Annotated in this window: 12 protein-coding genes; 3 read left to right on the plus strand and 9 right to left on the minus strand. The window is 59.4% G+C overall.

The features are described 5' to 3' along the window. Nucleotides 1–69: 69 nt before the first annotated feature. The 5 genes from dxs to dut all read right to left on the minus strand — a co-directional run bounded on the left by dxs (nt 70) and on the right by dut (nt 6,294). Nucleotides 70–2,040: a 1-deoxy-D-xylulose-5-phosphate synthase gene (gene dxs / locus HMPREF1219_RS03540; RefSeq protein WP_016457644.1), complete on the minus strand. Its 1,971-nt coding sequence runs from the start codon at nt 2,038–2,040 to the stop codon at nt 70–72. 280 nt (nt 2,041–2,320) lie between these two features. Continuing rightward, on the minus strand, nt 2,321–3,652 hold the full coding sequence (locus tag HMPREF1219_RS03545) for a class I SAM-dependent RNA methyltransferase (RefSeq protein WP_016457645.1): 1,332 nt from the start codon (nt 3,650–3,652) through the stop codon (nt 2,321–2,323). After that, nucleotides 3,621–4,232 (minus strand): DUF3159 domain-containing protein, encoded by a 612-nt coding sequence (locus tag HMPREF1219_RS03550; protein ID WP_084594692.1) that lies wholly within the window; start codon nt 4,230–4,232, stop codon nt 3,621–3,623. The genes HMPREF1219_RS03545 and HMPREF1219_RS03550 overlap by 32 nt, the downstream gene beginning before the upstream one ends. 479 nt (nt 4,233–4,711) lie before the next feature. Then, nucleotides 4,712–5,680, minus strand: coding sequence for a DUF3710 domain-containing protein (locus tag HMPREF1219_RS03555; protein ID WP_016457647.1), 969 nt, complete (start codon nt 5,678–5,680; stop codon nt 4,712–4,714). A gap of 164 nt (nt 5,681–5,844) precedes the next feature. Beyond that, complete coding sequence (gene dut / locus HMPREF1219_RS03560) at nt 5,845–6,294, minus strand: dUTP diphosphatase (RefSeq protein WP_016457648.1); 450 nt, start codon at nt 6,292–6,294, stop codon at nt 5,845–5,847. A gap of 283 nt (nt 6,295–6,577) precedes the next feature. Here dut and HMPREF1219_RS03565 point away from each other — a divergent pair, with 283 nt between their 5' ends. Beyond that, complete coding sequence (locus HMPREF1219_RS03565) at nt 6,578–7,114, plus strand: DUF3093 domain-containing protein (protein WP_016457649.1); 537 nt, start codon at nt 6,578–6,580, stop codon at nt 7,112–7,114. A gap of 539 nt (nt 7,115–7,653) precedes the next feature. On the opposite strand, the gene HMPREF1219_RS03570 is transcribed toward HMPREF1219_RS03565, so the two are convergent. Together HMPREF1219_RS03570 and HMPREF1219_RS03575 are read right to left on the minus strand one after the other, a co-directional pair. Continuing rightward, on the minus strand, nt 7,654–7,947 hold the full coding sequence (locus HMPREF1219_RS03570) for a DUF4193 family protein (RefSeq protein ID WP_016457650.1): 294 nt from the start codon (nt 7,945–7,947) through the stop codon (nt 7,654–7,656). A gap of 314 nt (nt 7,948–8,261) precedes the next feature. Further along, nucleotides 8,262–9,182 (minus strand): inositol monophosphatase family protein, encoded by a 921-nt coding sequence (locus tag HMPREF1219_RS03575; RefSeq protein ID WP_016457651.1) that lies wholly within the window; start codon nt 9,180–9,182, stop codon nt 8,262–8,264. A 433-nt stretch (nt 9,183–9,615) separates the two neighbouring features. Here HMPREF1219_RS03575 and ppgK point away from each other — a divergent pair, with 433 nt between their 5' ends. Next, nucleotides 9,616–10,368 (plus strand): polyphosphate--glucose phosphotransferase, encoded by a 753-nt coding sequence (ppgK, locus tag HMPREF1219_RS03580; RefSeq protein ID WP_016457652.1) that lies wholly within the window; start codon nt 9,616–9,618, stop codon nt 10,366–10,368. Nucleotides 10,369–10,650: 282 nt separating this feature from the next. After that, complete coding sequence (locus HMPREF1219_RS03585) at nt 10,651–12,414, plus strand: RNA polymerase sigma factor (RefSeq protein WP_016457653.1); 1,764 nt, start codon at nt 10,651–10,653, stop codon at nt 12,412–12,414. Nucleotides 12,415–12,461: 47 nt separating this feature from the next. On the opposite strand, the gene HMPREF1219_RS12755 is transcribed toward HMPREF1219_RS03585, so the two are convergent. Both HMPREF1219_RS12755 and HMPREF1219_RS13185 read right to left on the minus strand, forming a co-directional pair. Continuing rightward, entirely contained in the window at nt 12,462–12,629 is a 168-nt protein-coding gene (locus HMPREF1219_RS12755) for a hypothetical protein (RefSeq protein ID WP_156823201.1), read from the minus strand. Nucleotides 12,630–12,637: 8 nt separating this feature from the next. Beyond that, nucleotides 12,638–13,435: a DUF4282 domain-containing protein gene (locus HMPREF1219_RS13185; RefSeq protein ID WP_016457655.1), complete on the minus strand. Its 798-nt coding sequence runs from the start codon at nt 13,433–13,435 to the stop codon at nt 12,638–12,640. Nucleotides 13,436–13,595 lie beyond the last annotated feature (160 nt).

A 13,595-nucleotide genomic window follows, 5' to 3' on the forward strand; every position in this document is an offset into this window, starting at 1 on the left:
GCACCCCATGCAACGCCCCGCCCTCATCACCGGTTCATGCGCCCCGGACTGGAGCGGTAAGCCAGTAGCCTAGTCCTTAAAGATGGAGCCCTTGGCCCCACTGCTTCCTGTGGCCCGCAGGAAATGCACGGAGGCGGTGGTGTTTTCTTCCTCTGCACTGATCCCGCTCCAGGTGCGAATGGATTCGGCGATGCCCTCGGCATCCATGCCGAGATCCGTCAGCACCTCCGAGCGCGAAGCATGGCGGAGGAACTTCTGCGGAACCGCGATGATGCGCACCGGGGTGTCCACGCCGTTCTCATCGCACACGGTATCGATCATTGAACCCACGCCACCGTGGATGACACCGTCTTCCACTGTCACGACCATGTCGTAGGACGTAGCCAACTCGGAGATGACGGGTGAGACCGGAATCGCCCAGCCCGGGTCAATGACATCGACGGCGAGCCCCTCCTCCTCGAGCTTCTTCGCCGCGGCCACACACTCGCCGGCAAGCGCACCGATAGACACGATGAGGATCGACTGGGCCCTGTTGGCGCGGTCGCTGCGGTAGATGACATCGATTCCACCGTCGAGCGTATCCACTGCGTCGATGACGGGCACGAGCGCCCCCTTGGGGAAGCGAACGATGGTTGGGCCGTTCTCGTACTCGATTGCCTCGTTAAACTGCTTGCGTAGGCGGACGTCGTCGCGCGGGGCAGCTAGCCGCATGCCGGGCACGATCCCCGCAATGGACATGTCCCACACGCCGTTGTGCGAGGCGCCGTCCGACCCGGTGATACCGGATCTATCCAAAACAAGCGTCACCGGCAGGTGCAGCAATCCCACATCCATGAGGAGCTGGTCAAACGCCCTATTCATGAAAGTGGAGTACAGCGCCACCACAGGGTGAAGCCCGCCGAGTGCGAGCCCCGCCGCCGACGTTGTAGCGTGCTGCTCGGCAATTCCGACGTCGAATAGCCTGTCAGGGAACTTCTCCCCAAACTTGGCCAGCCCAGTCGGGCCAGCCATCGCAGCGGTGATCGCGACAATATCATCGCGGCGTGCACCGGCCTCGAGGAGTTCCTCAGTGAACACATCCGTCCACGAACGCTGCGATTTGGCCAGCGGAACACCGGTGACGGGATCGATAGCCCCGGTGGAGTGCATGAGATCGCTCGTCTTGTTCTCCGCGGGTGCGTAGCCGCGCCCCTTCTGCGTCACGCAGTGGATGATGATCGGGCCGGTGTACCCCTTGGCGTACTTGAACGCGTGTTCCAGGGCCTGAATGTTGTGGCCGTCCACCGGGCCCACATATTTCATGTTGAGCTCCGGGAACATCTCCGTGGGGATGACGTGGTATTTCACTCCCTCCTTGAGGGCATGCATGACCTCGAAAGTGCGTTTGCCCACCCACCCCATGGAGTTCAGTGTGGACTTGCCCTGTTCCATCACCTTGTCATAAAACGGCTGCGTGCGAAGATCCGCCAGGCTATTGGCAAACCCACCGATCGTGGGCGAATAGCTGCGGCCGTTATCGTTGACCACGATGACGATGTTGCGGGTTTTGTCTGCGGCAATATTGTTGAGCGCCTCCCAGCACATGCCGCCAGTCAGGGCGCCATCGCCGACAACAGCAACCACCTTCCGGTCAATCTGATCGGTGAGCGCGAACGCCTTCGCCATCCCATCGGCGTAGCTCAGCGCTGCCGAGGCGTGGGACGATTCTGTCCAGTCGTGCTCCGATTCTCCCCTATCGGTGTACCCAGAAAGGCCGCCCTTCTGCCGCAGCGTGTCAAACTTGTCCGCGCGGCCGGTGAGAATTTTGTGCACATAGGACTGGTGGGAGGTATCGAAGATGAGCGGATCCTTGGGGGACTCGAACACTCGGTGCAAAGCGATAGTGAGCTCAACCACGCCCAAGTTGGGGCCGAGGTGACCGCCGGTGGTGGAGACCTTCTCCACGAGGAAGTCGCGAACCTCCGCTGCCAAATCGTCGAGCTTCTCCTGCGGGAGAGCACGGACGTCGCTGGGAGAAGTAATCCTACTGAGAAGGCCCATAAGTTTTTTCATGCCTCACTTATCATGCTTAGATCGATCGGTACACAGTTAAAAGCACGTCACCCTACACGCGCCCCGGGGTGAAACTCCCGCTTACAGCATTGCTTAACCGCAGGGCACTTTCGATACATCAGAGTGTACCTGCAGGAGATAAACCACCACGGCGATAGGTTACGTTCAGCTGAATCGGGGGTAAACCTTTGGCTCTCTACCCTGCTCCGGTGCGACGTGGCACCACACCTGGTATCAGGAGTGGTGCAATTCCCCATGGTGGCGCCGTTTAGGGCGCAACCAGCACAGCCACCGTCTCGAAGTGGTAGCTGCCAGGGAACGCGTTGACCAGGTTGAGCTCCACTACCCGGTACCCGTAGTCCACCCACGAGCGAAGATCGCGGGCACACGTTGCCGGGTCGCACCCGAAGTGAACCACCGTGTGGGGCTTGTGGGCGGCGATGGCGCCAATGGTCTTGAAGCCCGCACCAGTTCGCGGAGGATCAAGGACGACAAACTGCGGTTGCGGGAGGATCGGAATTGTTCCCGCCACGTCACCACGGGCAAACGAGACGTGATCGCTACCCTGCCAGTCCTTCACGTAGGTGGTATCGACGCTGATCACCTCGGCGTTGTGCCCGCCTAGTGCCTGGACAAGGGCGGGAGCCAAGGCGCCGACACCGCCGTAGAGGTCCCACCCGCACAGGGGCTCCTCCTCGGAAGCAGGACCGTCATCCTCGCGGGCGTAGCTCGCAGCCTCGCGAATAAGAGTGCTGAAGATCTCCGGAACTTCCCTGTGTGCCTGCCAAAATCCGGTAACCGGGAACACAAACGTCGTGCCTCCCACCTTTTCGGTTACCAGCGGACTGCCTGCAACAACCTTGCGGCTGTGCTTCACACGCTTGCCGCGGGGCGCTCGCGCAGTCTCCGTCACATGCACCTCGCCCAGCGAATCCACCGCGCACACGACCTCCGCACCGGGAGTAAAAGAGTGCTTTTCTACTTCGTCATAAATCCGCGGATCGATGGCGCTGCAGCGTTCGGTGATGACATCGGTGGAGTGACGACGGCGAACCCCCGCCTTGCCGTCTGCGCCTACACCAAAGCGGGCTCGTGTCCGTGTTCCGGGCTGCTCGTCGATGGACACAATCCGGATTTGAGGGAGCTCCTCGGATCCGGCGGTGAACTTCCCCACACGGCGCAGCTGGTCCTCCAGGATCAGCTGCTTGAGCTCCGCCTCGCGCTCAGGGATGACCTGGTGAAAATCGCAGCACCCGGCCCCAGCATCCGCTGCGGCGCACCGTGAGGCCCCGCGGTAGGGGCCGGATTCCAGCACAGAGGTGACACGCCCGCGGGAAAAGGACTTCTTCCTTTGGGTGACCTCAGCCATCACGGTATCCCCTGGCAGCGCACCATCGAGAAAGATGACACCCGCAGAGGTTGTGCCGATGGTTTCCCCGCCGTGGGCCGGCCTTTCCGCAGTGACCTGGAGGGTGGTTCCAACCTGGAGGCCCGTTGATTCTTCGGCTTCGCCTTGGGGCTCGGCTGTTGCTGCCGTGGCCTTGGCGGATTCAGTGTGGTTGCCGTTGTCACTCATGAGCGTTCCCGTCACTTTCTGCATTGCTATCTTCTTGCTGAGAGATAATTCCGTCCGCCTTGCGGATCGCCCACACCGTTACGAGTAGCACCAATCCGGTCAGGGGCCAGCCCATGAGGATCTTGACCACACCCAAGGCCGTGGTGGAGTCTGCGTTATAGAGGTGATTCTGAACCACGAAGCGAGCGATGAAAACGAGTGACCACGCAAGTGTTGCCACATCGTAGTACCTTCGGGCCCGCGGGTAACGGTGCCAACCGAACCCGTCGCCCTTAATTCCTTTCCAGATAACTCCCACCGCAGGCCATCGCACCGCGATGGAAATCACGAATACGACCGCATACAGGAGCGACATCCAGATTCCATAGAGGAAGAACCCTTTCGCATCGCCGATTATCCAGGCGATGAACGCGCACAAGAGCACACCCAGGAACCCGGACACCGCCGGCTGGAGCGTCTCTTTGCGGACCAGGCGCCACACGAAGACAAGGGCGGCAACGACGAGGGCTGAGACAATCGCCGCCTGTAGGCCGAAAAATGAGTTCGCGGGCACGTAGACCACAATCGGCAGTGTGGTAGCAACCAGCCCGGACAGGCCGCCCATCTGGTCTAGGAGGCTGGGGGTTGATGCCTCGCTATCAGCTGGCTGCGCATCGACTCGCTCCTGCTGCCCGATGGCGGCGGTCAGTTCGCCTTTATCATCCACGTGCGTGGGCTGATCCTCGTTCACTTCGTAGTCCCTTACTCATTTCGTCGTGTGCTACCGCAATGTTGTCACATTACAGCGCCTGCACCATAGTCACACAATACGAGCACAAACGTGCACGTGTGGCAGAAGAGCTACGAGCCGAAACCCACCACCACAGTATGTACAACTATGCACAACCGGCCACCGCCCTGCCTCTCTCCTCAGCGCACGATTTCGCAGTTACCGCTCCCACGGGACGTCGACAAGCCCAGCAAGAGCTAAGCAAACCGTTCGACGGCGGAGAGGCAGGAAAACCCCACCTGGGCGGGCCAAGCGACGCAAGCGTTCCCATTGCACACCGGGCACCCTAGCTGCGGGGTTCACAGGCTACGTGGTTACTTCTCCGTCGGCCCGAACGTCCGATTCTGTGGCGCGATCTGCTGGATCGCCGAACCGTTGACGCTGTCCGACCTCCACTCAAACATCCTCTGACGTGCCTCTTTGGCATCGTGAGGCTGAGCATCGCCGCGGGTGGACTCGATAAACCGTGAGTCCGACGGATTCTGAGAGGAATCGGGACGGTTAACTCCCGGCGCCTCGGTGCGACGATCGTGCGCGGACTGATCGAAGCTGTGGGGTGAAGCAACACCTAAATCGTCGCTTTGGAGGGACTCGACTCGCCGCGACACCTCCTCGTGCGAGCAGCCGGATGCATCGCTAGAATGCGTATCCCGCGTCGGCGGAACGTCCTTTGGCTGCCTGGCGATAGTGGATTGCCCCGTAGAGCCCTGCGCCCCGGCGCGTGAGCTCTGTTCCATCGCCCGCCGAATCTGATCGGCCAACTGATTGGGCACGGAGATCGGCAGAGGTTGCCCCGGAGGAATCGGGGTGGAGCCACGGTCAACGACGGTGCGGGAGATCGTCTCCCTAGCCACCTCGGTCATCTCGTCGGCAGTTTCATTGGGAGCCGCGCAGGTGAACCGAATCATCCACCGACCACCCTGCACACCGATGAGGCGCAGCGTCGCGCGCTCCGTCTTTCCCACAACCTCGGCGCCCCAGGGACCGTCCTCCACGTGTGCGACGAGACCGTCGTTGGTCATCCCGTCCACGATGGAGGGGTACACCTCGCGCCACAGGTTGCCCGTCTTCGCCGCCGCGAAACCGACCGGAGTCATGCGGCCAAACGGTGTGACGATGTGCAGGAGTTTGGGGCCCTGCTCGCCCATCTCCACCTGCACTTCTGCACCGTGCGGGAGGGGAATCTTCAGCGATCCAAGGTCAAGGATGTGCTCCGAAAAGTCGCTGACATCAAGTTCCTGGGCACCGGGACTATCGGCATCAAAGGGGCCAAAAATATCCATGTTCTCTCATCCTCTGCTCATTTGGCAGCGTCACACTCGGAGTGTGACTGCACGGTCTACTTCGGATGGTACCTTTCATGGTTCGACGCAGTCCGGTTTGGCAACTACTTAGCCCGTAACCGCGCTATCTTCCTGCATCACACAAAGGTACCCAACATCGGTTTTTACTCCAGAGCCGATGCTCCTCCGGTGGAGCCGTAGCCTCCCTCACCGCGGTCGGTGGAGCCTAGCTCCGTTACCTCCACTACCTGAGGCAATTCGACGCGCTGAACGAGCAGCTGCGCAATGCGGTCACCACGATGGATCTCAATTGGCTCCGTACGGTCGGTGTTTACCAAGCACACCTTAATTTCGCCGCGGTAGCCGGAGTCAATGGTTCCCGGCGTATTGACGATGGATAGCCCCCTCTTTGCGGCAAGGCCCGAGCGTGGGTGAATCAGCCCAACATAGCCGGTATCCAAGGCCATCGCGATGCCTGTAGATACGAGCTTCCTCTCACCTGGCTGAAGTACCACGTCCTCCGCGGAGTGGAGATCGATACCAGCATCGTCAGAGTGTGCACGCTGCGGCAACGGCAGGCCCGGGTCTAATCTCTTGATTGCAATTTTTTCCACCTGTCTAGACTACAAAAGTCCCGCCGGTTCGTGTCACCGCGCCAGTTGTCGCTCGCCAGAAAGCACGGTGGCGCTGTCTGTACCGGCCGCGCGGCCCAAAGCTGCATCTGCTTCTCCCGCATTAATCGGGTACACAGGAGAGGACTTTAGACATTCTTTTAGCCCTTAACGTAGAGTAATTCCGGCTGCCCAAGGCGGTTACCCACCGCTAAACGTGTTCTGTGACACAATAAGACCAGCCCGTTATCCGTCAAAAGTTCGAGGTGAAGTAAACTAACACACTATGAGTGGAGAGAAAGAGACCACTGATGCCAATAATCCGACCGTGCTCTACCAAGAGAAGCACCACGCACCCCTGTGGTGGTGGGTATTCGGCCTAGCAGTCGCGCTGCTCATCGCGGCCCAGGTGCAGCACAACCGGGAGCCCGTGTGGGGCGTAGTCACCTTTGTGATTTTTGGTGGTGCCGTGGTGTGGTTCCTTGCCTCCCTATCGTCGGCTACCGTCCGCGTCGAGCAAGACCCCTCCGGGGAACGCTGGCTGACCAGTAAGGGCGCAAACCTTCCGGCCTCTGTTGTATCCCGCTCATTGGCGATTCCCGCCTCGGCCAAGCAGTCAGCCATGGGACGCCAACTCGATCCCGCGGCGTTCCTCATTTACCACGGCTGGGTGAAAGAGCTCGCCATGTTTGTGCTCGACGATCCCGACGATCCCACACCCTATTGGCTGGTCAGCTCCCGTAACCCCGAGGCGCTCATCCGCACGTTCGTGCCCGAGCAAGTAGACCAAGCCCTCTCCCTCGTCCGAGAAGCCGAAGCATAAGACCCCTTTGGGCAGCAGTTCCGCGATAGTTCGTACCGAGGTACCGCGCTACCCGCGAGGACACCTGTGGCGAAACAGCTGCCCGGCTGACATCGCCCTACCAACATTGCCCGGCAGGCATCGCCCGGCAGACGCTGCCCGTCCCCGTTGCTCGGTTGACGTCGCTTGACTGACAGTGCATTGTCTCGTTTGCAGCTCCAACGAAGTGACTCTCCACTCCCCAACGGAAAAATTCTCCCGCACAACACGCCACCTGCTGCAACACCGCATGAAAAAAACGGCTTTACACCCTGCCAGCCGTGGAATTCCCTGCAAGCTGTCAGTTGTGTAAAGCCCTCACTCATGCCTCGCCCCTGAGTGGGCGGTGATGTGCGGGTACGGCGGGAGCACCGTTACCTCCAGGTGAGGCGGCGATAAATAGCCAGACCCGCCGTCGCGCGACACTGGTCCCGCCGACCACGGTCACGCATGGTTGTTGCACCACCTATGTCCTCGCGGTGAACGCTTGCAGCGTTCCACGAGGGCCTTTTTAATTACCCTTAGGCGCAGTCCATGCAAATGAGCGTTCCGTCCGGTTCCTGGTGGGACAGGCGCTTGCGACTTTGGACGATGAAGCACGAGCCGCACGTGAATTCGTCGCTGCGCTTGGGAACAACCGAGACATCGATTTCCTCACGCGTGACATCGGCAGTGGGAATATCGAACGTTTCCACCTCGTCGCCGTTGTCATCCATATCGTCGCTCTGCTTCTCCTGAGAGCGAAGACCTTCGAGAGAGTCGGCTTCTAGGTCATCATCTGCGAGATGACGCGGAGCATCATAATCGGTAGCCATGTATGTTGAATATTCCTTATCCCTAGACTTGTCAAATGCGCCGGAATCGATAGCGCATATCCTGCTTTCTCGGCATAGTAGAGCCGGCCTAGGAACGTTGTCACTTTAACTACCCCCACCATCGAAAGACACAGTTCACAGACTTACACGGGGGTATTTTGGTGACGTATCCCACTCAAATTGTTTCTAAGTATTTCTAACTGAACAATAAGATTTTCTCACATACATGTGGGGCCGTTTCCTCAGCCCACACCAGGCCGAGAAATGGCACCCGAATTGTGACGGGTGGCCACTCCTCCGCCCTTCCTTTTCCCCTAATCGGATTGCGGCATACTCTCCAGCCCACCGGCACGCTCGAGCATGTGGTGAAACTGCTGCTCCACGCCACTTGCTGCACCCCACACAGGATTCCCGTTGGCTCCCGGAACATCTAGCCCCGGGTAATGTACACGGGCCCCCGCTTCGCTGGATATGACGGCACCAGCGGCATAGTCCCACGGATGAATGCCGTGCTCGTAGTAGCAGTCCACGGTCCCCTCAGCTAGCGCGCACAAATCGAGGGCGGCGGAGCCCATCCTCCTGATGTCGCGCACCTGGGGTAACACCGTGGTCAGCAACTCGGCCTGCTGTTTTCTCCGAGAAGCAAGGTAGGCGAAGCCCGTCGCAAGCAGGCTCTCCCCCACCGTGGTGGCACCAGAGCACGAGAGCTTCTGCCTCGTTGCCGCGTCTTCTACAGGGGTACCGTCCTCATCGATGAGGGCGAGGACCTTGTACGCTCCGCTGCCCTTCGCGGCAAGATAAGCCATTTCGGTGGACACGTTGATCACCACCCCGGCAACGATGTCAGCGCCTTTGGCACATGCGATGGACACCGCGAACTGGGGAATCCCGTAAATAAAGTTGACGGTGCCATCGATGGGATCAATTACCCAGGTATAGCCTGACGTGGACTCTTTATTCGAACCCTCTTCTCCAAGTATTCCGTCCTCGGGCCGCAGGCGGGCGATTTCCCCGGTGATGAACTCTTCGGAGTGCTTATCTACCTGGGTCACCGGGTCAACCGCAGAGCTCTTGGTTTCCGTCACCGCCTGCAAATCGCCGATTTCTGCACGTTCCCGCCGGATCAGCGCCGCCGCCTCAACGGCGATACGGAAGGCAATGTCCCGCAGTTCTTCATAACTGGGCTGCCCATCCGCAGATGCCCCGCGGTCAATGTCCTTGCTTGGCTGGTTCATTTTCTTCCTCTCTCCGTTAGATCCGGCGTTACTTCAACGCCGCCAGGCCACGACCGGTTCTTCCCCGCAACACGCAGGGCCGAGTTAGCTCGTTGACCAACTCGCACTGCCACTTCCAGAATCCTGCCCGGGCTCGCGGTGTTCGCCTGTACCGCCGGTACTGCTGACAACAATTGTGCGTCACCTCGAAAGTTTCCGCCAGACCAACCCCCGGCCCTAACAAGAAAGCTCAGCTGAGACAACCAGGCCGCAACCCATGACCGTTCACCTGTTCCCAGTACACAATGGGTACACCGCAAACCGCGAGAAACCGCCGTAAGCGAACATCTTGCTTCACCCTTCACAGTGACCAGTGACGGGTATGAGACGAAGTTTTCCCCGTAACCACGCGGATTCCAGAGAATGATGTGGTGCTTCAGGCTATGATGAATGCATGACGCGCATCGGATTTGGTATCGACGTTGGAGGCTCCGGCATTAAGGGAGCCAGGGTTGATTTGGATAAGGGTGACTTCATCGGTGAGCGGATAAAGATCCTCACCCCGCAGCCAGCAACCCCTGAGGCAGTGGCAGATACCGTGAAGCAGATCGTCGACCAGGCCGAATGGGACGGTCCCATCGGCATCACGATCCCCTCCGCCGTGAAGAATCAAACCGCGCTCATGGCGGCCAACATCGACAAATCGTGGGTCAACACTGATGCTCACAAGCTGTTTTCTGAGCACCTCGGAACCGAAGAGGTGTACGTGCTCAACGATGCGGATGCGGCCGGACTTGCCGAGGTGAACTATGGCGTCAAGGAGGCCGCCCACGGTTCCGTGATCCTCGTGACCCTGGGCACCGGAATTGGAACTGCACTCCTTATCGACGGCACCTTGTTCCCCAACACAGAACTTGGCCACCTTACAGTTGACGGCCATGAAGCCGAGAAGTACGCGTCCAGCGCCGTAAAGGACAAGAAGGACCTTTCCTATAAACAGTGGGCTAAGCGAGTGTCCAAGGTTCTCAAGGAATACGAGAACCTGTTCTGGCCTTCCCTATTTATTGTCGGTGGCGGAATTTCCCGCAAAGCCGATAAATGGGTCCCGCTGCTAACCTGCGAGACTCCAGTGGTGCCGGCAAAACTCCGCAACAAGGCGGGGATCATCGGTGCGGCCTACGCTGCAGAGAACAAGCTGCGCCCGTAGATTGAGTTTCCGCCGAGGCATTCTCTATACACAACATCGTGCAAAGGCGGAACCCCCAAGTGACCAACTTCACACAAAATAAGGGGACGGAAAACAACACTCCTCACTAATTTGACCTATACTGGGTGGTCGATTGTCTACGGCAGGGTGATTGCTTGCATGTCAAGCTCCCAAACTATTATGTAGTGCCGTAGACGGTCTTCGGTACGGGATACCGTGAGCAATGCTCCCGGGCCTGTGGCGGAGATGACTCGATGTTGTAGTTGAGGCGAAAGGGCGTACGTGACAGCCACTGAATCTTCGGATAATTCCCAGAACCAGTCCCAGGAGACTTCCCCTTCTGCGAGCACAACCGCCCCTGCAAAGAAGACGGCAAAAAAGGCTCCTCGCACTGCTAAGAAAGTAGCCAAAAAGGCGGCCCCGAGAAAGGCCACACGTTCGGCGCGGACTGCAAAATCAACCGCCTCTGCCTCGACAGAGGCAGACTCTGCCGCTCCTGAGGAAAAGCAGGAAACCACTTCTGCTGCCCCTGCAAAGAAGACGGCGAAGAAAACTGCCAAGCAGACCGCGCGTAAGGCAGCCCCGAGAAAGGCTGCATCTGCTTCAGAGCCGACTGAGGATTCGTCCGAGAAGGCCACCGCCCCTGCGAAGAAGACGGCCAAAAAGGCGGCGAAGAAGACCACCCGCAAGACTGCGCGGAAGGCCTCAGCAAAGACCACTGCCGATTCGACCTCCACCCCGGAGGAATCCACCGCAACCAGCGACGCGGAAGAGACCTCGGAAGCGCCCGCGAAGAAGACCGCTAAGAAGACGGCAAAGAACACTGCCAAGAAGACCGCGAAGAAGTCCGCCAAGAAGACGGCGAAGAAGACCACCCGCAAGTCTGCTAAGAAGACCACCAAGCGCTCATCCAAGGCCGCGGACGAAGACGAGGATACAAAGGTGGCAGAAGACGCTGATCTTGATGATCTCGAGGCTGAGGACGAGGATCACCCGTTCGACAGCGGTGCCGATGGCGATGTCGCTGACGAAGACGAAGATGAACACTCCGTCTGGGACGAGGAGGAGTCCGCAGCACTCCGCCAAGCCCGCAAGGATGCGGAGCTCACCGCATCCGCTGACTCGGTTCGTGCCTACCTCAAGCAGATCGGCAAGGTCGCACTTCTCAACGCTGAGCAGGAAGTCTCGCTAGCCAAGCGGATTGAAGCTGGGCTTTACGCCACGCATATCCTCGACCAATTCAAGGATCCCGAGTGGCTACAAGATCACGAGAAACCGTCCAACATGCAAAAGCGAGACCTCCGCTCGGTAGCTCGTGACGGCCGGAAGGCAAAGAATCACCTCCTCGAGGCGAACCTCCGACTCGTGGTGAGCCTTGCCAAGCGTTACACGGGCCGTGGCATGGCGTTTTTGGATCTCATCCAGGAAGGCAATCTTGGCCTGATCCGCGCGGTGGAGAAGTTCGACTACACCAAGGGCTACAAGTTCTCCACCTATGCCACCTGGTGGATCCGGCAGGCCATCACCCGCGCTATGGCGGACCAGGCTCGTACGATCCGTATCCCGGTGCACATGGTGGAGGTCATCAACAAGCTCGGGCGTATCCAGCGTGAGCTGTTGCAGGACCTCGGCCGCGAACCCACTCCTCAGGAACTGGCCAAGGAAATGGACATCACTGAGGAGAAGGTGCTGGAAATCCAGCAGTACGCCCGTGAGCCGATCTCGTTGGATCAGACCATCGGCGACGAAGGCGACAGCCAGCTCGGCGATTTCATCGAGGACTCCGAGGCCGTTGTTGCCGTCGATGCCGTGTCCTTCACACTTCTGCAGGATCAGCTGCAGGATGTGCTCCAGACGCTCTCCGAGCGCGAGGCTGGCGTGGTGAAGCTCCGGTTCGGGCTTACCGACGGCATGCCACGCACTTTGGACGAGATCGGCCAGGTGTACGGCGTTACCCGCGAACGTATTCGCCAGATCGAGTCGAAGACGATGTCGAAGCTTCGTCACCCCTCTCGTTCCCAGGTTTTGCGCGACTACCTCGAGTAACTTAAACACAAAACATCCCTCGCAACCATCACGGTGCGAGGGATGTTTTATGTCTCAGGCGCGAGCGTCGTCACCGTCGCGGGCGTCGTCACCGTCGCGGGCGTCGTCACCGTCGCGGGCGTCGTCACCGTCGCGAGCGTCGTCACCGTCGCGAGCGTCAGGTGTACCGCGGGCAGCATCGCTATTGCGGGCATCATGCGCGACGCAAGCGTCATGGAGAGTGCTAGATGTTCCTCCGGCGAAGCTCTTCCTTTATCTCAGTGGAATTCTGTGCGAGACGGATGATGCTGACCGCAAGCTCAAGCACGAGGCGCACAACGATGAGATTGATGGCGCCCCCAACGATCGCTGCAAAGAGGCCGAAAATGAAGACGAAGATGCCTTCGACGATGCCTACAGAGCCAGAGAATACCGTGGCGAAAACACCAATGACCGTGAAGAATATCAGAACTGCCGTTGCTACGACGGCGACGATATAGATGAGCTTTGCAAACCCCAGGGTGATGAACTGGGAGAAGCTGAAATCGAACAGCGCAGAAATAAAGCTCCGCGATTGCCCAGCGACATCGGGCCTGGCGCTGGGAGAGATTGACGGGGCTGCCGGAGATCCCGCAGGCTGCCGCGTTGTGGCGGAAAAGCCTGAGCCATGCGCTGATTGCGTCTGGTGCTGCGCCGGGTAGGGGTTACAACCGGCAGTTCCTTGTGCGCCCTGGCTTAGGTGCTGGGAGTCAGACGCCTCGGTGGCCCCGGTTGCTCCGGCCCCACCGGCGTGCCCCGTCGAACCGTAGGTGGTACCTAGGCCGTACGGATCGTTAACGGACTGTGCCACCTGTGAGCTTTCGTCCGCATGAGTAGGTTTGTGTGCCTCGGCAGCGTTGGTCGCATCACCGCTGGCTGAGCCCTGCTCCGAGGCGGAGGCCTTATTCTCTACTGCTGACTCGCTAAGGCGGGTGGCCTTGTCCTCACGTTGCGGGTTGACGCGGGTTTCGTCGGCACCGTCTTCGTGATTGTTTGTTGTCACTGGGGCCCCTTCTCAATTTATTGAACGAACGTTATACAGTATGCGCCTTAGCTATCCCCCTTGCAACCGCACGAGCCCGAGAACTCCTCGTGGTCTTCGCCACTTTTTGTGCGTTCTCCCGCCGTCGGTGGGGTCGTTCCTTGGCTCGGCGGTGTCGGAG

Origin of the sequence: Corynebacterium pyruviciproducens ATCC BAA-1742 (genome assembly GCF_000411375.1) — a bacterium.
Classification (GTDB): Bacteria; Actinomycetota; Actinomycetes; order Mycobacteriales; family Mycobacteriaceae; genus Corynebacterium; species Corynebacterium pyruviciproducens.

Coding starts and splice junctions, on each gene's coding strand:
- HMPREF1219_RS12755 (WP_156823201.1), bottom strand. CDS start 12,629: ATGACGCTTGCGTCGCGCATGATGCCCGCAATAGCGATGCTGCCCGCG.
- HMPREF1219_RS03550 (WP_084594692.1), bottom strand. CDS start 4,232: ATGGGCGGCCTGTCCGGGCTGGTTGCTACCACACTGCCGATTGTGGTC.
- HMPREF1219_RS03545 (WP_016457645.1), bottom strand. CDS start 3,652: ATGCAGAAAGTGACGGGAACGCTCATGAGTGACAACGGCAACCACACT.
- HMPREF1219_RS03570 (WP_016457650.1), bottom strand. CDS start 7,947: ATGGCTACCGATTATGATGCTCCGCGTCATCTCGCAGATGATGACCTA.
- ppgK (WP_016457652.1), top strand. CDS start 9,616: ATGACGCGCATCGGATTTGGTATCGACGTTGGAGGCTCCGGCATTAAG.
- HMPREF1219_RS03555 (WP_016457647.1), bottom strand. CDS start 5,680: ATGGATATTTTTGGCCCCTTTGATGCCGATAGTCCCGGTGCCCAGGAA.
- HMPREF1219_RS03565 (WP_016457649.1), top strand. CDS start 6,578: ATGAGTGGAGAGAAAGAGACCACTGATGCCAATAATCCGACCGTGCTC.
- HMPREF1219_RS03575 (WP_016457651.1), bottom strand. CDS start 9,182: ATGAACCAGCCAAGCAAGGACATTGACCGCGGGGCATCTGCGGATGGG.
- dxs (WP_016457644.1), bottom strand. CDS start 2,040: ATGGGCCTTCTCAGTAGGATTACTTCTCCCAGCGACGTCCGTGCTCTC.